The organism is Nocardia farcinica (assembly GCF_001182745.1).
GTDB classification, from domain to species: Bacteria; Actinomycetota; Actinomycetes; order Mycobacteriales; family Mycobacteriaceae; genus Nocardia; species Nocardia farcinica.
Map to the genome: position 1 here is coordinate 2,830,550 of NZ_LN868938.1, position 18,770 is coordinate 2,849,319.

Below are 18,770 nucleotides of genomic sequence, written 5' to 3' on the forward strand. Positions count from 1 at the left end.
GGGTGAGACCGGCACCTGTGCGCGCACAGGGCACCTGGGTACCGACGTAACCAGCAGCCGGTGAGCGCGATGGCGACCGACATGGAACCGCCGGTGGCCGCGATGTGTCGTGCCTGGGCGCGGGCGGTCTGCTCCGAGCCGGGCTCGCACACCACGCCGCAACAGCTCGAGCCCGTCCTCATCGAGATCGTCGAACACCTGCTGCACCTGGCCAGGAGCGAACCGTTCCCCGTCCCCGCCGCGCGCCTGCTCGGCGCCCGGCTGGCCGAACCGCCGTTCGAGCGGACCAGGATGCTGGCCCAGGCCAGCCGCTGGCTGCTCGGCTTCCCCTCGGGGCGGCCGGGCTCGCTGGTCGCCACCCGCTGGCCCTTCGTGGCCAGCCAGGCGATCGACAGTTATGCGCAGGCGCTGCAGGAGCGGGCGCTGGCCCAGCAGGAGCAGAACCTGTCGGCGAAGGTGTCGCGGCGGGTACAGGAGATCGCCGCACTGCAACACCGGCTGCGGCACGAGGCCACCCACGACGCGCTCACCGATCTCGCCAACCGCACGCTGCTCCAGGACCGGGTGCGTCAGATGGCGGCCGATCCCACCAGCTGTGTCGGCCTGCTGTTGATCGACCTGGACCGGTTCAAGCAGATCAACGACTGCTACGGGCACGCCGTGGGCGACGAGGTGCTGGTGGAGCTGGCCAACCGGCTGCGCGAGGTCTGCCCGCCCGACACGGTGATCTGCCGCTACGGCGGCGACGAATTCGTGCTCGCGGTCAACCGCGACGGCGACTCGCTGGCCGAGATCGCACACCGGATCGTGGCGGCGCTGCGGGATCCGGTGTGGTCCTCCGCGGGGCCCGTGCCGGTCTCGGCCAGTGTCGGCACCGCCTTCGATCCGCCGGGGGTGCCGTGTGATTTCACCGATCTGCTGCGGCGCGCCGATCGCGCGATGTACTCGGCGAAGACGGCGGGCGGGCGGCGCTTCGTCTTCTCGGGCACCGACGAACCGGGGATCGGCGCGGCCGTCGCCGGTTGAGGGGCCGGACGATCGGCGTGTCGGAGGGCGTGGCACGCGGCTCGCCGGCCCACGGCGCCCCCGCCCCGCGCGCCGGTCAGCGCGGCTGACAGGTGGGGCACCAGAACAGATTCCGCCCGTCGAGCACCGCGTGGGCAATCGGTGAGCCGCACACCCGGCAGCCCGCGCCCGGGCGACGGTAGACGTAGGTGCGCGGACGGTCCGGTGCGTACGAGGGCTCGCCGTGATCGTGTTCCGGACGCACCACATGCATCCGGCCGGTCTCGACACCGATCGGCATGAGGTCCACGAGGTCGGCCCAGATCGCCTTCCACTCCCCGGCGTCGAGGTCGACGCCCGGGCGGTAGGGCGAAATGCCGTGCCGGAAGAGCACTTCCGCGCGGTAGACATTACCCACCCCGGCGAGTACCCGCTGGTCCATCAGCAGCGCCCCGATCGGCCTGCGCGAGCGACGGATCCGCTGCCAGGCCCGATCCGGATCGGCGTCGGCGCGCAGCGGGTCGGGGCCGAGCCGCGCGAGCAGGGCGTCGACCTCGGGCGGGGTCAGCACCTCGCAGGCGGCCGGCCCGCGCAGATCGGTGCCCTCGGTGGCGCCGACCATCCGCATCCGCACCTCGCCGACCGGCGGCCCCATCGGCACGGGCGCGTCGTAGAACTTGCCGTACAGGCCGAGGTGCACGTGGACGACCGGCCCGTGCTCGTAATGGTGGAGCAGGTGTTTGCCGTGCGCCTCACAGCGCGCGAGGACGCGCCCGTCGACCAGCGCGGCGCCCTCGGCGAAGCGGCCCTGCGGGCTGGACACCCGCACCGGCCCGCCGGCGAAGACCCGTCGATGCCGCTCGGCGAGCCGGTGCAGGGTGTGCCCTTCCGGCATGTCGTCGCGGCGGTGCTCAGTAGGCGGGCACCGCGGGGGCCACGCCGGTCTTCTCGTACTCGGCGAGGATGTCGATGCGGCGCTGGTGGCGCTCCTCGTTCGACCACGGGGTGGCCAGGAAGGCGTCGACGATGGCCAGCGCCTCCTCGGTGGAGTGCATGCGCCCGCCGATGCCGATCAGCTGCGCGTTGTTGTGTTCGCGGGCCAGCTTGGCGGTCTCCACGCTCCAGGCCAGCGCGCAGCGGGCGCCGGGCACCTTGTTGGCGGCGATCTGCTCACCGTTGCCGCTGCCGCCGAACACCAGGCCGAGGCTGCCCGGATCGGCGACGGTGCGGCGCGCGGCCTCGATGCAGAAGGCCGGGTAGTCGTCGAGGGCGTCGTACTCCAGCGCGCCGCAGTCCACGACCTCGTGGCCCGCCTGCTCCAGATGAGCCTTGACGTGATTCTTCAGTTCGAAACCGGCATGGTCGGCACCCAGGTATACGCGCATGGCAGGGATTGTGTCAGGTCGTCGGCGGCCGGTTTCGGGTGGGGATCGGGGCCGGGCGCGGACCTCGGCGCCCGGATCCGCCCGCCCGTCGTGAATAGAGTTCGACGTATGCACCCGCACGAACCGACGCCGCAGCCGCACGCCGGACCGCCCGCCGAGCCCTTCGCCCCCACCGGCGCGTGGGGCGTGCCGTCCGCACCCACCGGGTATCCGCCGTACCCGAACACCTACGGCGGCCCGCCCGTCCCGCCCGCGCAGCAGCCGCGCGGGCTCTCGCCCTGGGGCAGGCCCGCCCTGCACAGCTGGGAGATCCCGCTGCTGGTGGTCGTGGTGGTGGTCACGGCGCTGGTGTACCTGATCGCGCTGGCGTTGTTCGTCGACGCGGTCCTGTCCGGCGCCACCTTGAACGATTACCTGCTGCTGCTGGTCTTCGCGCCCGCCCTGGTCTGGGCCGGGCGCGGCATCAACTACGCGACGCAGCGGGTGAACGGGGTGAAGATGTCGCCGACCCAGTTCCCGGAGGGCTACCGGATGGTGGCCGAGGCGGCGGCGCGGTTCGGCATGACGACGGTGCCCGACGCGTACGTGGTGCTCGGCAACGGCCAGATCAACGCGTTCGCCTCCGGTCACGGGTTCCGCCGGTTCGTGGTGGTCTACAGCGATCTGTTCGAAATCGGCGGTGCGGCACGCGAACCCGACGCGCTGGCGTTCATCATCGGCCACGAGGTCGGCCACATCGCCGCGGGCCACACCTCCTACTGGCGCCAGCTGGGCATGTTCCTGGTGCCGTTCCTGCCGATCCTGGGCAACGCGCTGATCCGGGCGCAGGAGTACACCGCCGACAACCACGGCTACTGCCACCGGCACACCGGCGCGCCCGCGGCGATGGGCACACTGGCGGCGGGCAAGTACCTCAACACCGTGGTCGGCTTCGACGAGATGGCCGACCGGGCCGCGACCGAGAAGGGCGGTTTCGTGTGGCTGGTCAACGCGCTGTCCTCGCATCCGGTGCTGACCTGGCGGATGTGGGCGCTGCGCGACCGCAGCAGGCACGGCAAACTGTTCTGGCGGCCGAGCCCGCGGCCCGGGCACCAGCCACCGGTCCCGGTGCCCTACGGCGAGGTACCCGGTCTGCCGCCGAAACCGGTTGGCTGACAACGGATGCCCCGGGCGGGCGGCACCCGCGGGCGCGTCAGCCGAAGGCCGGGTCCTCGGTCCTGGTGCGCTTGAGTTCGAAGAAGTGCGGGTAGGAGGCCAGCGCGACCACGCCGTCCCACACCTTGCCCGCGTCCTCGCCGCGCGGGATGCGGGAGAGCACGGGGCCGAAGAAGGCCACGCCGTTGACGTGGATGGTGGGGGTGCCCACGTCGGGGCCGACCTTGTCCATGCCGGCGTGGTGGGAGGCGCGCAGGGCCTCGTCGTAGTCGGTGCTGTCCGCGGCGGCGGCCAGCTCGGCGGGCAGGCCGGTCTCGGCGAGCGCGTCGGCGATCACGGCGCGCAGCGTCTCCTCGGTGCTGCCGCGCTCGTAGTCGGCGCGCCGGTCGTGGATGCGGGTGCCCATCGCGGTGTAGAGCGGGGCGAGCACCTTGTCTCCGTGCTGCTGGGCGGCGGCGATGGCGACCCGCACCGGGCCCCAGCCGCTGCGCATCAGCTCGGCGTACTGCTCGGGCAGGTCACGGCCTTCGTTGAGCACGGCCAGGCTCATCACGTGGAAGCGCGCCTCGATGTCGCGGACCTTCTCGACCTCGAGAATCCAGCGGGAGGTGATCCAGCACCAGGGGCACAGCGGGTCGAACCAGAAATCGGCGACGTCTTTCTTGCCCGTCTCGGTCACGAGTCGATTCCTCTCGATCAGTGGGTGGACGCGGCGGAGCGCGCCCGCGTCATCCGGTGCCAACCATCGCGGGCCGCGTTTCGTTCCCGGCAGGTGCTCGGGCGAACCGAGCCGCCGAAAGCCCTGGTGACAGTACGCTCATGAGCACGAGTCCCAGCCGGCGGCGAAGGAGTTCGCGATGACCTCGGATCGGCGTTTCGTGATCGTGGGTGGCGGTTTGGCGGCCGCGAAGCTGGCGCAGGAGCTGCGCGCGGCCGACTTCCCGGGCAGCATCACCCTGATCGGCGCGGAGGAACACCTGCCCTACGAGCGACCACCGCTGTCGAAGGAGTTCCTGTTCGGCAAGAAGCAACTACCCGATTTCACGGTCGAGCCTGCGCAGTGGTACCGCGATCACCACGTCGAGTTGCTGCTCGGCACCACCGTCACCGGGCTCGACCCGCGCGCGCGAACGGTGACGCTGCCCGATGGTTCGGCCCTGCCGTACGACAAGCTGGCGCTGGCCACGGGCTCGACGCCGCGGCGGTTGCCGGTGCCCGGCGCCGACGCACCCGGGGTGTACACACTGCGCACGATCGACGACGCGCGGGCGCTGGCCGGGCTGTTCGCGCGCGGCAGGCTCGCGATCGTCGGCGCGGGTTGGATCGGGCTCGAAGTGGCCGCCGCGGCGCGGGCCGCCGACTGCGCGGTCACCGTCGTGGAGACCGCGCCGCAGCCGCTGATGGGCCCGCTCGGCCCGGAGATGGGTGCGGTGTTCGCCGACCTGCACCGCGCGCACGGCGTCGACCTGCGGCTGGGCGCGCGCCTCGACGCCGTCACCACCGGGGCCGACGGCGCGGTGACCGGACTGGCGCTGGCCGATGGCGGCACCGTGGCGGCCGACGCCGTCCTGATGGCGGTGGGTGCGGCGCCGAACATCGCGCTCGCGGCGGATGCCGGGCTCGCGGTGGGCACCGGCGTGCTGGTGGATGCGAGCCTGCGCACCAGCGACCCCGACATCGTCGCCGTCGGCGACATCGCCGAACAGGCCCACCCTCGCCTCGGCGGCCGGATCCGCGTGGAGCACTGGGCCAACGCGCTCAACCAGCCCGCCGTCGCCGCCGCGACCATGCTCGGCCGGGCGGCCGAATACGACCGGCTCCCCTACTTCTTCACCGACCAGTACGACCTCGGCATGGAGTACACCGGCTACGCCACCGCCGACCGCACCGCTCGCGTGGTGGTCCGCGGCAGCCTGGCCGACCGCGAGTTCGTGGCGTTCTGGCTCGACGCGGAGAACCGGGTGCTCGCGGGCATGAACGTCAACGTCTGGGATGTCACCGACCGCATCAAGGAACTGATCACCTCCGCCACCCCGGTCGATCCCGACCGGCTCGCCGACGCCACCCAACCCATGTGACTCACATCACGTCAATGGTGTGCTCGGATGTGTCGATGCGCGGCCGGCGGCACCGACCGAAGGATGGACGCGCCGCGGGGGCGTGTCCGGCAGTGAGGAGACGAGCATGAAGTACATCCTGATCAAGACCTACGGGCCCGCCGAGTTCTGCGATACGCCGATCACCGAGTGGGCACCGGAAGACGTGGCCGCGCACATCGATTTCCAGCGGGCGCTGACGGCGGAGCTGGCGAAGTCCGGCGAGTTGGTCGATGCCCAGGGACTGGCGGGACCGGAGCAGGCGCGGATCGTGTCCAGCGACGGGCGGACCGCGCCGGTGGTGACCGACGGCCCTTTCCCGGAGACCAAGGAGTTCCTGGCCGGCTACCTGATCGTGGACGTGGACGGTCCCGAGCGCGCGGTGGAGATCGCGGCGAAGGCCTCGGCGGCGCCGGGACCGGGCGGGCGGCCGATCGGTGAGCGCATCGAGGTCAGGCCGGTGATGAGCGCGCCCGCGCAGTGAAGCCGGACGCGGATACGCTCGCGCTCGAGGACCTGCTGCGCACCGTGGCGCCGCAGGTCCTGGGCGTGCTGGTGCGCCGGTTCGGCGATTTCGACACCGCCGAGGACGCGGTGCAGGAGGCGTTGCTCGCCGCCGCGACCCAGTGGCGCGAGGCGGGCATCCCGGAGAATCCGCGCGGCTGGCTGATCCAGGTCGCCCAGCGCCGGTACGTCGACACGGTGCGCGCCGAATCGGCCCGCAGGCGCCGGGAGACGGCGGTGTTCGAGCGGGAGGTGCCCGACGCGGCGGCCGTCGACCGCGACGACACCCTCGCGATGTTCTTCCTGTGCTGCCATCCGGCACTGCCCACGGCGGGCGCGATCGCGTTGACCCTGCGCGCGGTGGGCGGGTTGACCACCGCCGAGATCGCCAGCGCCTTCCTGGTGCCGGAAGCGACCATGGCGCAACGGATCTCGCGCGCGAAGAAGCGGCTGGCCGCGGTGCAGCAGCCGTTCGCCCGACCGGATCGGGCGCAGTGGCGGCAACGGGTCGGCACGGTGCTGCACGTGCTGTACCTGATCTTCACCGAGGGGCACGCCCCCAGTTCCGGCGACCGGCCGCAGCGCGCCGACCTGTCCGCCGAGGCGATCCGGCTCACCCGTGCGATGCACCGGCTGCTGCCGGAGGACACCGAGGTCGCGGGTTTGCTGGCCTTGATGCTGCTCACCGACGCCCGGCGCGCCGCCCGCACCGGGCCGCACGGCGAGTTGGTCCCGCTCGACCGGCAGGACCGCGCGCGGTGGGACCGGCGGCAGATCATGGCCGGCATCCGCCTCGTCACCGCCACCCTGGCCCACGGCCTGTCCGGCCCCTACCAGGTGCAGGCCGCGATCGCCGCCGTGCACGCCCAGGCGCCGCGCGCCGAGGACACCGACTGGCCGAAGATCCTCGCCCTCTACGACGTGCTGCAACGGCTCTCCCCCGGCCCGGTGGTGGCGCTCAACCGCGCGGTGGCGGTCGCGATGGTGCACGGCCCGGAGGCGGGCCTGGCGATCACCGAGACGCTCGCCGCGGATCTCGCCGGTAGCCATCGGCTCTCCGCCGTGCGCGCGCACCTGCTGGACATGGCCGGGGCCGACGAGGACGCCGTCGCGGCCTACACCGATGCCGCCCGGCGCACCACCAGCATCCCGGAACGGGACTACCTCACCCTCCGGGCCGCCGAACTGCGGCACCGCCGCCGCGACTGAGCGTGCCCGCGCGCTACCGGCCGGCCGCGACCGCCTGCACCGGGTGGTACGGGCTGCGGCCGTCGGCGGACACGACCAGGTAGCGGCCGGGTGCGGTGAGGACGGCGAAGCTGGAGTGGACGTGCCGGATCAGGGCGACACCGACGTGGGAGTCCGCCCCGCTGCGCAGGTCGGCGGCGCCGAGGCCGAGGACCCTGGCCTCGTCGTAGCAGACCAGGACGCGGTCGCCGTCGAGGGCGAGGGCGTCGGGGTCGTCGTCGAGGAGATCGCCCGTCCACAGCCGGGCGCCGGTGGCCAGCTCGTGCGCGACCAGGCGGTAGCCGCGCCCGCCCGCGGGACGCGCGACGGCCACGAGGGTGGTCGGGGTGACCACCGTCCTGGTGATCGGTGTGGCTGCAAAGGCGGTGCCGCCGATCGACGAGATCGGGAGTTCGGGGTCGTCGGTGGGGATGGTGGCGGTGAGCCGCCCGGTCCGGTCGAAGGCGGCGAAGGCCGAGCGGGCGCGCTTGCCGCTCTCGGCGACGTGCACGACGAGCGGGTCGGCCGAGACGGGGGTGACGGTGCGGGCGCCCTCGTACGGGACGCCGGCCTGCCAGGCGAGGTTGCCGGTCCGCGGGTCGAGGGCGTGCAGTTCGTGGGTGTCGGTGTCGCAGCGGTGCACCAGGACGACGGCGTGGCTGCCCGCCAGCAGCCGGGGGCTCCCGCAGGTGCGCTCCGGCAACGGGTACTGCCATCGCGGCGCGCCGTCGCCACGGCCGACCGCGCGGATCTGCTTCTCGCCCACCAGGATCGCCGCGTCGTCGAGCACGGCGAGCACGTCGGCGCCGTCGGCGAGTTCGGTCTCGCGCAGTTCCCAGAGCGTGCCACCGGTCGCGAGATCGACGGCGGCGACGCGGGCGCAGGGCGCGGTCTCGGCGTGGGTGGCGACCAGGCCGACGCCGTCCGCGCCGCGGCTCATCGCGCACACCACGTCGCGGCCGGGGAAGGTGGTGGTCCAGCGTTGCGCGCCGGTCGCGGTGTCGTAGGCGGTGAGCCCGGCGGCGGTGGCGCGGACCACGGTGTCGCCGGTGTGCCAGAACCCGGCGGTCTCGGTGTCGGCGGCCCGGTCGGCGGGCGCGGACCAGGCGACCGGCAGGGTTTCGCCGTGCAGGGCGTCGAAGATCAGCACGCCCGGGTACACGGCGACGACGGCGGCCACCACCGCGGCCGACGCACCGCGTCTCCTGGCCCGGATCAGCGCGAAGATCAGCACCGGGACGGCGACCATGAGGGCCGCGAGCGAGGTGCCGAAGAGCGTGCCCCAGTAGCGGGGACAGTCGCCGTAGCTGATGCCGCGGCTGGTGCCGCAGGAGCCACCGGTCTCGCGGAAGATGGCGATCCAGTCCAGGACCTGCACGGTGACGGCCAGCCCGAGGACGGCGCCCGCGGCCGTTCCGACCAGCAGCCACGTCCCGGTGCGCGTGCGGTTCATGTACCCGCCTCCCTGTGTTGTGCACCGGGAGTATCGCACCGCCCGCCGCTATTCGCCCGCCGCGTCGGGGGGTTCGCCGAGGAAGCCGGGCACGCATCGGGTGCGCTGCCACGGCGGCCGCACCGCGGGGCGGATCGGGGCGGGTGTGGGTGGGGGGCCGATCACGGCGTGGGCGTTGGTGCCGACGATGCCGAAGGAACTGACTCCCGCCAGCGGTCCGGCGTCGTCGACCGACCAGCTCGCGGCCGTCCCGGCCACCCGGATGTCCGTGCCGGACAGGTCGATTCGCGGATTGAGCGTGCGGAAGTGCACCAGCGGCGGGACGACCCGCTCGCGCACGCACAGCAGCGCCTTGAGCAGCCCGGCCACCCCGGAGGCGGCCTCGAGATGGCCGAGATTGGTCTTCACCGAGCCGACGTGCAGGGCGCGGCCGCCGTTGCCCGACCCGAGCGCGGCCGCGATCGCGCTCATCTCGATGGGATCGCCGAGGGCGGTGCCGGTGCCGTGCGCCTCGACCAGGCCGATGTCGGCGGGGGTGGCGCCCGCGTCGGCGAGGGCGGCCGCGATGAGGCGACGCTGCGCTTCGGCGTTGGGCGCGGTGAAGCCGGACGAGCGGCCGTCCTGGTTGACGGCGGTGCCGTGCACGATCCCGAGCACCGGGTCGCCGTCGTGTTCGGCGTCGACGAGGCGTTTCAGCACCACCATCGCCGCGCCCTCGCCGCGCACGTACCCGTTGGCGCGGGCGTCGAAGGTCTTGCAGAGCCCGTCGGGCGCCAGTGATCCGGTCTGGTCGACGGCGCGGGTGGAGCCCGGCGCCAGCACGAGGTTCACCCCGCCCGCGAGGGCGAGCTCGATCTCGCCGCGCCGCAACGCCCCGACCGCGTGGTGGATCGCCACCAGCGAGGACGAGCACGCCGAGTCGACGGCGACGGCGGGCCCGGTGAAACCGAAGGTGTAGGCGATGCGGCCGGGGGCGAAGCTGTGGCCGTTGCCGGTGGCCCAGTAGGCGTCGACGTGGCTGCCCGCCCAGTCGGCGTAGTCCTGCCTGCCGGTGAGACCGGTGTAGACGCCGACCGGTCGCTCGCGCAGGGCGTCGTGGGCGATGCCGGCGTGGGCGATCGCCTCCCAGGTGACTTCGAGCAGCAGCCGGTGTTGCGGGTCGACGGCGCGGGCGGCGCGGGGGCTGATCCCGAAGAACGCGGGATCGAAGTCGAGGGCGTCGGGCAGGAAGCTGCCGCGGGTGGGCAGCCGCGACCACTGCGCGGCGAACGGCCACTGCCGGTGCGCAGGCATCCGGGTGACCAGGTCGCGGCCGCCGCGCAGCGCCGACCAGTACCCGTCCAGGTCGCCGATGCCGCCGGGGAAGCGCAGTCCGGCGCCGATGACGGCGACCGGTCCGGTGGCCGCGGCCAGCCGGGCGCGCAGCCGCTGGATGGTGCGGGTGGCGCGGCGCAGGGCGGGACCGTCGGCGGTGGCCGGTTCGGTCTGGGTCATGGGTGGCTCCTGTCGGTCAGGCCGGGTGCGCGGCGAGCCGGTCCTCGATGGCCTGCGCGAGCGCGGCGACGGTGCCGTAGGTCCACAGCAGGGTGGCCGAGAGGCGCAGGGCGAAGGCGTTTTCCAGGTGGTTGCGCAATTCGAGGGCGAGCAGCGAGTCCAGCCCGAGCGCGCGCAGCGGCGCGGTGGGGTCGAGGTCGGTGGGTGACACCCGCAGCACCCGCGCGGCCAGTGCGGTCACCGTGTCCCGCACCGGTTCTCCTCGGCTCGGAGCGGCCGTCCACTCGCCCGGCACCGCGGGCGCCTCGGTGGACTCGGCCAGCAGCGTCCAGCTGTGCTGGCCCGCGCACTCGGGGTAGGCGTCGAACCAGCGGCGGCGGTCGAAGCCGAGGTACCCGCCGAGACAGGCGTCGGTGTCCAGGAACGTGTGCAGCGCGGTCCAGGCGTCGGCGGCGGTGATGCCGGTCAGCCCGCGGTCGGCGAGGCGGGCGCCGCGCTCGGCACGGGCGGCGGCCAGGCCGATGTCGTCGAACGGTCCCCACTGCACGCTCAACCCCGGCCTGCCGTCGTGCCTGCGGGCCACGGCGAGCGCGTCGAGGTAGGCGTTGGCGGCGGCGTAGACGGCCTGTCCCGGGTTGCCGACCAGCGCGGCGGCGGAGGAGAACAGGACGAACAGATCCAGTGGATCGTCGGCGGTGAGCTCGTGCAGATGCCGGGCGCCGTCGACCTTGGGGCGCAGCACCGGTTCGATCCGGTCGGCGGACAGGCCGAGGACGGTGGCGTCGTCGAGCACCCCCGCGGCGTGGAACACCCCGCGCAGCGGCGGCGCCGCCGCGCGGATCGCCGCCAGTGTGTCGGCGAGGGCGGCACGATCGCCGACATCGGCGCGGTAGCTGCGCAACCGGGGATCGTCGGGCACCGGGTAGGTGCCGCGTCCGAGCAGCGCGACCGACCCCGCCCCGTGCGCGAGGAGGTGGTCGGCGAGACTGCGGCCGAGGGCGCCGTGGCCGCCGGTGATCAGGTAGGTGCCGTCGGCGCGGAAACGTCCGTCGGGCAAGGGTTCCGGGGCGATGTCGCGCACCGTCGCCGGCCGGGCGAGCACGATCTTGCCGATCCGCTCGTCGTCGGCCAGCGCCGCCAGCGCGGCGGGGGCCGCGGCAAAATCGTGGACGGTGGTGGGCAGCGCGGCGATCACGCCGCTGTCGACCAGGCGCCACGCCTCCCGCAGCACCTCGGCGTAGCGGCGTGGCCGTCGCGTCATCATCCCGCCCAGGTCCACGGCCGCCACGGTGATCCCGTGGGCGAAGGGGCGCAATCCGATCCGCCGGTCGGTGTAGATGTCGCGCTTGCCGATCTCGACGAACCGGCCGTCCTCGGCCAACACCGCGAGACCGTGCTCGACGGCCGCGCCCGCCAGCGCGTTGAGCACCACGTCGACACCGCGCCCGGCGGTGACCGCGCGCACGGCCGCCGGCCATTCGGCGCCGCGGGAGTCGAAGACGTGCTCGATACCCTGGGCGCGCAGGTGTTCGCGGCGCTGCGCGCTGCCCGCCGTGGCGAGCACGCGGGCGCCGAGATGGTGGGCGACGGCCACCGCGGCGGCGCCGACGCCGCCCGCCGCGGAGTGGATGAGCACCGTCTCCCCCGGTTCCACCCGCGCGACCCGCGCCAGCGCGTACCAGGCGGTGGTGAGCACCAGCGGCAGCGCCGCCGCCGTGGTGGTGCTGAGCGCGGCGGGTACCGGAGCGGTGTGGTCGGCGCGGACCGTGAGATGGCTGGCGAGTGCCCCGAAGGCGCAGGCCACCACGCGTTGGCCGACGGTACGGCCGGTGACGCCGTGGCCGATGGCCGTGATGACGCCCGCGCAGTCCACCCCGAGCAGATCCGCGCCCGCGGAGCCGTCGGGGTATGCGCCGGTGGCTTTCATCAGATCGATGAAGTTGATCGCCGCGGCCTCGACGCGGACGAGGACCTCACCGGGGCCGGGCGCGCGCGGGGTGAGCGGCCGGAAGTGGACGTCGTCGGTGCGCCTGCCGCGGCCGATGGCGAGCCGGAACGGCCGGCGGGCGCTGCGCCGGGGCGGCGGTGCGGCCTGGACCCCGCCCTGTCGCAGGCGGCCGAGCAGGCGGACGCCGGCGCGGAGCAGGATCTGATCGGCCCCGGCGGGCGCGCACAGCTCGGCGGCGCAGGACGCCCAGCGCGTCGCGGTCGCGTCGCCGCCGGCGAGGTCGAGCAGGACGGTGTCGAGTTCGGGGTGTTCGCGGCGCAGGACGCGGCCGAAGCCCCAGAACAGCGCGGCCCCCGGATCGGGGCGTTCGGGTCCGGCGGCCTGCGCGTCGGTCGTGACGACGACGACCCGGTGCGCGGCGTCGGCGGCGAGGCAGCGGCGGGCCAGGTCGGCGAGCAGCGGGAGGGCGGCTCGTTGGGCGTCGAGCCCGGCGGCGACGGTGGGGGCGAGGAAGACCACCGTGGCCGGGTGGTCGGCGGGCAGCTCGCCGGTGACCACGGCACCACGGTCGGTGAGCGCCGCGGCCAGATGCGCGCACTGTGTGTTCGGGTCGTCGGGTGCGGCACCGGTCTCGGCGCCCGGGTCGACCAGCACGAAGACCGCACGTTCGGATCGAGCCGGGTGCCCGGTGTCGGCGGCGCGCGGGGCACACTCGGCGCCCGGCGCACCGACCGGCTCGGGTTCCGGGGTGAATTCCATCCGGAACTCACGCCGGTGGTCGCGGAGATCCGCGCCGGCGGTGTCGAGCTCGGCGAGTGCGAGACCGTTCAGTGCGGCGAGGACGCGGCCGTCGTCGTCGCGGATCTCGATGTCGGCCAGCAGGGGGCCGCGCTGCCGCGCGTGGGCCCACACCCGGTCCACGAAGCCGTCCGGCCGGTGGAGGATCCGGTATTCGGCCAGGGCCACGGGGACCACGGTGGCGGGCGTGCTGTCGGTCGGCTGGTCGAACAGGACCAGTGCGGTCTGCGCGGCGGCGTCCAGGAGCGCGGGGTGCAGTTCTCCGGCGCGGATGCGGGCCCGGCAGCGCTGTCCCAGCTCGATCCGGGCGTGTGCGGTGCGGCCCGCCGCTGTCGTGCCGGTGCGCAGTTCGCGGATGCCGCGGAATTCGGGGCCGTAGTGCAGGCCGCGACGGGCGCACCGGCGGTAGAACTCGGCGACGTCCAGTTCGGTTGTGGCGTCGGGACTCTCGGTGGACGGCGGCGGACCGGTCTCGGGGCACCGGCTCCCGGCCGGAACGAGGTCGGCGCGCGCGTGCAGGGTCGAGACGTCGCTGCCCGGCGGGGTCGAGCGGATCTCCAGAACGGTCGTGCCCGCGAGGCCGGGACGCAGCAGGATCTCGACCCGGGTGGGCGGGGCCGGGTTCTCGGGATCGAGCGGGAGGGCATCGACGAACCGGATGTCGCGCACCACGGTGTCGCCCGCGATGGTCGCGAGCGCGAGGAAGTAGGTGGCCGGGGCGATCACCGCCTCGCCGACCCGGTGATCGGCCAGCCACCCCAGGTCGTGCGGGCCGATCTCCGCCCAGGCGTGGCGGGTGCCGGGTTCGAGTGCCGTGGGGCGCAGGACGATCCGGTCGTCGGTGACGGGCGCCGGCGCGGCCAGCCAGTACCGCTCGCGATGGAAGGTGGTGGGCGGCAGCGGGTTGCGGCCGGGCCCGGGGAGGTCGGCGAAGGGACGCAACCCGTGCACGAACGCGCGGGCGCGGCTGACGGCGAGTTCCGCGACGGGGTCGCGGTCGCGGGTCAGGGTGCCGAGCGCGATCGGCGGGTCCGGACGCAGTGCGGCCAGCTGCTCGATCGCGGGGGTGAGCACCGGGTGCGGGCTCATCTCCAGCACGTGGGTGACGCCCGCGTCGAACAGGGCCGACATCGCCTCGGCGAATCGCACCGGCCGGCACAGGTTTTCGACCCAGTAGTCCGGCCCGGCGTCGGTGAGCGGCTGCGCGGTGACGGTGGACAGCATCGCCACCGTGCCCGGCCGCGCCGTCACCGCGGCCAGGTCGGCCCGGAGGGCGGGCACCAGGCGCGCCATCCGGGGGCTGTGCGAGGCGTAGTCGACGTTGACGGGACGGCAGTAGATGCCCTCGGCGGTGAGGATCTCGGCGAGCGCGTCGATGGCGTCGACGTCGCCGGAGAGCACGCAGGAGCGGGGACCGTTGTGCACGGCCAGGGTGACCGCGTCCTCGAATCCGGCGATGGCGGCGGGGATCTCGTCGGCGGTCAGGTCGACGGCCAGCATGCGCCCGGTTCCCGCGACCGCGCGCAACGCCGCGCCGCGGCGCGCCACCACCAGGGCGGCGTCGCTCGGAGCGAGCAGTCCGGCGACGACGGCCGCGCCGATCTCCCCCTGGCTGTGGCCGATCACCACGTCCGGGACCACGCCCATCCGCCGCCACATCGCGGCGATGCCCAGCGAGTAGGCCCACAACACCGGCTGTACCTGGTCCACCCGTTCCAGCCAGCCCGGTCCGGCCGCGCCGGTGAGCACCGCGCGGGTGTCCCAGGACACGTGCGGGGCGAGCGCGGCGGCACAGTCGTCGACGGCCGCGGTGAAGGCGGGATCGCGGCCGTAGAGACCCGCCGCCGGGGTGTGCCACTGCGAGCCCTGCCCCGGAAACACGAACGCCACCTTCCCGACCGCGCGGGCACGCCCGGAGAGCACGCCCGGCGTGCCCTCGACGCCGTCCGCGACGGCGCGCAACCCGGTGCTCGCCGCCTCGGGATCGGCGCCGAGCACCGCCGCCCGCCACGGCAGGGCCGGGGCGTAGGCCACCGAGGCGGCGCACATCTCCCCCACATCCCCGCCGGTGGCGAGCATCTCGGCCACCGCGGCGCACCGTTGCCGCAACGCCGCCGGACTCTGCGCGGACACCGCGAGCACCGGCGACCCGGACTCGGCCCGGGCACCGTCCGCCGGTGCCGGCGTCTCCCCCGGCCCCAGCACGACATGGGCGTTGGTCCCGCCCCACCCGAAGGAGTTCACCCCGACCAGCACCTCCGGGCCCGCGGGCAGCGGCGTCGGTGTGCGCACCACCCGCAACCCCAGTCCGGCGAAATCGATGTCGGGATTGAGCAGCTCGGCATGCAGGCTCGCCGGCACCCGCCGGTGCTCGAGGCACAGCACCGCCTTGATCAGCCCCGCCACCCCGGCGGCGGCCTCCAGGTGCCCGATCCCGGTCTTGACCGAACCGACCAGCAGCGGCGCACCGGCGCGGTGACCGAGGACGTCGCCCAGCGCGCGGGCCTCGACGGGGTCGCCGCGGCCGGTTCCGGTGCCGTGGGCCTCGACGTAGGCGAGGCGGCGGGGGTCGAGGTCGCGGTAGGCCCGGCGCAGCAGGTCCCGTTGCCCTTCCAGGCGCGGGGTGACCAGGCTGTCGCCACCGCCGTCGTTGTTCACCACCGTCTCGTGGATCACCGCGCGGACGGGGTCGCGGTCACGACGCGCGGCCGAGAGCGTCTTGAGGTAGACCACCCCGACGCCTTCCCCGCGGACGAACCCGTCGGCGCCCGCCCCGAACGCGGCGCAGCGGCCTTCCGGTGACAGGGCGCCGAAATGGGTCAGGCCGACGGTGACCTCGGGACTCAGCATCAGGTTGACCCCACCCGCCAGGGCGGCGTCCACCGCGCCGGAGCGCAGCGCCGCGACCGCCAGGTCGAGCGCGACCAGGGCCGACGAACACCCGGTCTGCACGGTCATGCTCGGACCGGTGAGGCCGAGGACATACGACACGCGCGCGGCGATCACATCCACTGCCGAGCCGACCAGCCCGTGCGGGCCGTAGGACGCGCCGGAGCGCAACCGCAGCGTCTCGTAGTCGTGCCAGGAGGCGCCCGCGTAGACGCCGATCCGCGCCCCGCGCAGCAGGTCGGCCGGGGTGCGGGCGTCTTCCATTGCGCGCCAGACGGTTTCGAGGAACACCCGCTGTTGCGGATCGATGTCGGCGGCCTCGCGCGGGGAGATCCCGAACAGGGCGGCGTCGAACCCGGCCACGTCGTCGAGGAATCCGCCCGCCGCCGGTACCCGCACCGCGGGGTCCAGCGGCGCGGCCGCGTCCCACCGGTCCGGTGGCACGCTGCCCACGGCGTCGATGCCCGCGGCCAGCAGCTCCCACAACCGCGCCACACTGTCGGCGCCGGGAAAGCGGCCCGCCATCCCGACGATCGCGATCGGTTCGCCCGTCACAGTCGCCCTCCCGTCAGCAGCGCGCGTTCGCGTTCGGTCAGCGGTGGCGCCGACAGTGGCCCGGGCACCCGGCGGGCGGCCGCCGCCAGCACGCGCGGGTCACCCAACCGGGTGAGCGCGGGCGCGGCAAGGAACATCGCATCGATCAAGCGCGCGCCCACCGCGGGCCGGTGTTGGGCGGTGCGCATCACCCGGTCGGCGTAGCGATGCGCGAGCCGGTCGTGCGCGCGCAGCGCGGGCCCCACGGTGTTCGGGAACCGGCGATCCTGCCGGGTGGCGACCTCCCACGGCAGGACGCCGGCGCGGCCGACCGCCTGTTGCAGCCGTCGGGTGTCGACGGCGTCGTCACCGATCCAGGTCCGCAGGGCGCGGGCGCACCGCGCGGCCACGGTGAGGCCCTGCCCGTACACCGGGTTGAGCGCGGTGGCCGCGTCACCGACGGCGACGAACCCGCGCGGCCACCGGCGCACCCGGTCGAAGCGGTGGCGCCGGTTGCAGGTGCTGTGGGACCGCAGGATGCCGGTGAGCGGTTCCGCGCCGGCGAGCAGGTCGGCGAGCAGCGGCGTCCCGACTCCGTGGCGAGCGTAGTCGAGGAACTCGGCGCCGTCGGCGGGTGCCCGCGTGCCGCGCATGCCGCCGACGGTGACGATCCACTGCCCGTCCTCGATCGGCACCAATGCCGCGTTGCCGCTCGGCCTGCCCGCCCCGGTCTCGGCCTGGATCAGTACCAGCGGCGCCGTCGCCTCGGTGCCGGGGCGGGCGCGGAAGACACGGGTGGCGTAGGCGTGCCCGGCATCCACCACCTGGGTGCGTGGACCGGGTACCCCCAGCGCGGCCAGCCAGCCCGGGGCGCGGGAGGCGCGGCCGGTGGCATCGACCACCAGATCGGCGGTGAGCCAATGGGTTCCGCCGTCGCGGTCGCGGTAGCGCACACCCGTGACGGCCGCGGCGTCGCCGAGCAGCCCGACCGGCTCGCAGCGGGTGCGGAACTCGACCCCGCCCGCCGCGGTCACCCGCTCACGCAGCACATGGTCCAGCAGTGCCCGGCTGCACGCCACCCCGGCGCGGTCGGTCCGGTACCGGGGCAGCCAGCCGCCCGCGCTGCAATACAGCAGCAGGTCCTCGTTGGTGCGGATCCGGCGGGCGCCCGCACCCCACAGCGCGGCCAACGCGCCGGGCAGCAGTTGTTCCACCAGGTCCGCTCCGCCGGGCCCGAGGAAATGCGGGTGCCGATCCTGCGGCAGGCCGCGCCGGTGCGCCGGCGTGTGCGGCAGGTCGTCCCGGTCGAGCACGGTCACCGCGCCGACGTGGGGTGCGAGCGCGCCCGCGGCGAGTATCCCGGCGAACCCGCCACCGAGTACCACCGCCCGCGCACCGGCGCCGGCACCGCTCGCCATGCTCACACCGCCTCGTCCACGCGGCGCATCCGCACCACGCCGCACCAGAACGGCGAGCGCTCCGGCCGCCGCCGCAACCCGGTCTCCGGCGCCAGCGCCCAGGGTCGGAACGGCAGGGGCGCGCGGCGCCAGCGGGCCGCGGCACGGAAGGTGGACTGCGCGCTGTCGACCCGCCAGCCCTCGAAGAACCGCAGCGGTGCCGCGAATTGCCAACGCGCCGAGCCCAGCTCGCGACCGAGCAACGCGTTGACCGCGTACCGCATGGCGGGCGACCAGTGGTCGAACACCCAGCCGCGCACCGGCGCCGCGTGCACGGCGGCGGCGATCGCGCGCACCTGCGGCGGGGTGAGGTACGGCAGCAAGCCCTCGGTGAGCACCAGTGCGTGCGCCGAGTCCGCGGTGGCCTCGGCGAGGAAGCCGGTGAGCGCGGCCGGGTCGGTCACGTCGAGCGCACGGGTGACCCGGCGGCACCGGGGCCGCCGGTCGGCGAGCACCGCGTCCTTGTCGGCGAGCAGCGCGGGCAGATCGGCTTCGTACCACACCGTTGCGGCCGGGACGGGCAGTCGGTAGGGACGGGTGTCGAGCCCGGCGGCCAGATTGATCACCCGGTCGCAACCCGCGGCCAGCGACCGCAGCACGAGGTCGTCGATCAGCCGGGTGCGCACCACCGTGGGCCAGTGGTTGCGCGCGCCGCGCGGCAGCAGGGCGGGATCGGCGAGTCCTGCTCCGGCGGCGCCGGCGAGTTCGGCGGCGAAGGGGTCCTGGAAGAGGGCGTCCGGGCGCTCGGATTCCCTGGCCCGGTACACCGCCACCCAGCGGGCGGTGTCGGAGACGTCCCGGATGCCCGGGGTGCGGGTGCCCATG

At 74.4% G+C, this 18,770-nt stretch carries 13 protein-coding genes; 5 read left to right on the forward strand and 8 right to left on the reverse strand.

From position 1 onward, the window contains the following. The first annotated feature begins 69 nt into the window (after nt 1-69). Nucleotides 70-1,026: a GGDEF domain-containing protein gene (locus AMO33_RS13600; RefSeq protein ID WP_011207859.1), complete on the forward strand. Its 957-nt coding sequence runs from the start codon at nt 70-72 to the stop codon at nt 1,024-1,026. Between the two features lie 76 nt (nt 1,027-1,102). Here AMO33_RS13600 and AMO33_RS13605 read toward each other — a convergent pair whose 3' ends face one another. Together AMO33_RS13605 and AMO33_RS13610 are read right to left on the reverse strand one after the other, a co-directional pair. Further along, nucleotides 1,103-1,900: an Fpg/Nei family DNA glycosylase gene (locus tag AMO33_RS13605; RefSeq protein WP_060592836.1), complete on the reverse strand. Its 798-nt coding sequence runs from the start codon at nt 1,898-1,900 to the stop codon at nt 1,103-1,105. A gap of 16 nt (nt 1,901-1,916) precedes the next feature. Next, a complete protein-coding gene (locus AMO33_RS13610) occupies nt 1,917-2,390 on the reverse strand; it encodes a ribose-5-phosphate isomerase (RefSeq protein ID WP_011207857.1) in 474 nt (157 codons plus the stop codon). A gap of 108 nt (nt 2,391-2,498) precedes the next feature. Here AMO33_RS13610 and AMO33_RS13615 point away from each other — a divergent pair, with 108 nt between their 5' ends. Further along, nucleotides 2,499-3,545: a M48 family metallopeptidase gene (locus AMO33_RS13615; RefSeq protein WP_011207856.1), complete on the forward strand. Its 1,047-nt coding sequence runs from the start codon at nt 2,499-2,501 to the stop codon at nt 3,543-3,545. 37 nt (nt 3,546-3,582) lie between these two features. Here the strand turns inward: AMO33_RS13615 and AMO33_RS13620 are convergent, their stop codons facing one another. Then, nucleotides 3,583-4,224, reverse strand: coding sequence for a mycothiol-dependent nitroreductase Rv2466c family protein (locus AMO33_RS13620; protein ID WP_086840870.1), 642 nt, complete (start codon nt 4,222-4,224; stop codon nt 3,583-3,585). Between the two features lie 178 nt (nt 4,225-4,402). On the opposite strand from AMO33_RS13620, the gene AMO33_RS13625 reads away from it, so the two are divergent. From AMO33_RS13625 to AMO33_RS13635, 3 genes are all read left to right on the forward strand, one after another. Continuing rightward, nucleotides 4,403-5,623, forward strand: a complete 1,221-nt coding sequence (locus tag AMO33_RS13625; protein WP_060592837.1) for an NAD(P)/FAD-dependent oxidoreductase — start codon at nt 4,403-4,405, stop codon at nt 5,621-5,623. A gap of 106 nt (nt 5,624-5,729) precedes the next feature. Further along, nucleotides 5,730-6,125, forward strand: coding sequence for a YciI family protein (locus AMO33_RS13630; protein ID WP_011207853.1), 396 nt, complete (start codon nt 5,730-5,732; stop codon nt 6,123-6,125). Continuing rightward, nucleotides 6,122-7,354, forward strand: a complete 1,233-nt coding sequence (locus AMO33_RS13635) for an RNA polymerase sigma factor (RefSeq protein ID WP_060592838.1) — start codon at nt 6,122-6,124, stop codon at nt 7,352-7,354. Before AMO33_RS13630 ends, AMO33_RS13635 begins: the two co-directional genes overlap by 4 nt. A gap of 13 nt (nt 7,355-7,367) precedes the next feature. Here the strand turns inward: AMO33_RS13635 and AMO33_RS13640 are convergent, their stop codons facing one another. From AMO33_RS13640 to AMO33_RS13660, 5 genes are read right to left on the reverse strand one after another with little or no spacing between them, the layout of a single operon-like run. Further along, a complete protein-coding gene (locus AMO33_RS13640) occupies nt 7,368-8,825 on the reverse strand; it encodes an outer membrane protein assembly factor BamB family protein (protein WP_060592839.1) in 1,458 nt (485 codons plus the stop codon). Nucleotides 8,826-8,873: 48 nt separating this feature from the next. Beyond that, nucleotides 8,874-10,319 carry a beta-ketoacyl [acyl carrier protein] synthase domain-containing protein gene (locus AMO33_RS13645; protein WP_060592840.1) on the reverse strand — a complete coding sequence of 482 codons (1,446 nt, stop codon included), beginning with the start codon at nt 10,317-10,319 and terminating at the stop codon, nt 8,874-8,876. A gap of 16 nt (nt 10,320-10,335) precedes the next feature. Next, a complete protein-coding gene (locus tag AMO33_RS13650; protein ID WP_060592841.1) occupies nt 10,336-16,509 on the reverse strand; it encodes a type I polyketide synthase in 6,174 nt (2,057 codons plus the stop codon). Further along, nucleotides 16,506-17,906, reverse strand: coding sequence for an NAD(P)/FAD-dependent oxidoreductase (locus AMO33_RS13655; RefSeq protein WP_060592842.1), 1,401 nt, complete (start codon nt 17,904-17,906; stop codon nt 16,506-16,508). Before AMO33_RS13655 ends, AMO33_RS13650 begins: the two co-directional genes overlap by 4 nt. Nucleotides 17,907-17,908: 2 nt before the next feature. Then, nucleotides 17,909-18,769 carry a class I SAM-dependent methyltransferase gene (locus AMO33_RS13660; RefSeq protein ID WP_060592843.1) on the reverse strand — a complete coding sequence of 287 codons (861 nt, stop codon included), beginning with the start codon at nt 18,767-18,769 and terminating at the stop codon, nt 17,909-17,911. Between the last annotated feature and the right edge of the window lies 1 nt (nt 18,770).

Coding starts and splice junctions, on each gene's coding strand:
- AMO33_RS13600 (WP_011207859.1), top strand. CDS start 70: ATGGCGACCGACATGGAACCGCCGGTGGCCGCGATGTGTCGTGCCTGG.
- AMO33_RS13605 (WP_060592836.1), bottom strand. CDS start 1,900: ATGCCGGAAGGGCACACCCTGCACCGGCTCGCCGAGCGGCATCGACGG.
- AMO33_RS13610 (WP_011207857.1), bottom strand. CDS start 2,390: ATGCGCGTATACCTGGGTGCCGACCATGCCGGTTTCGAACTGAAGAAT.
- AMO33_RS13615 (WP_011207856.1), top strand. CDS start 2,499: ATGCACCCGCACGAACCGACGCCGCAGCCGCACGCCGGACCGCCCGCC.
- AMO33_RS13625 (WP_060592837.1), top strand. CDS start 4,403: ATGACCTCGGATCGGCGTTTCGTGATCGTGGGTGGCGGTTTGGCGGCC.
- AMO33_RS13630 (WP_011207853.1), top strand. CDS start 5,730: ATGAAGTACATCCTGATCAAGACCTACGGGCCCGCCGAGTTCTGCGAT.
- AMO33_RS13640 (WP_060592839.1), bottom strand. CDS start 8,825: ATGAACCGCACGCGCACCGGGACGTGGCTGCTGGTCGGAACGGCCGCG.
- AMO33_RS13645 (WP_060592840.1), bottom strand. CDS start 10,319: ATGACCCAGACCGAACCGGCCACCGCCGACGGTCCCGCCCTGCGCCGC.
- AMO33_RS13655 (WP_060592842.1), bottom strand. CDS start 17,906: ATGGCGAGCGGTGCCGGCGCCGGTGCGCGGGCGGTGGTACTCGGTGGC.
- AMO33_RS13660 (WP_060592843.1), bottom strand. CDS start 18,769: ATGGGCACCCGCACCCCGGGCATCCGGGACGTCTCCGACACCGCCCGC.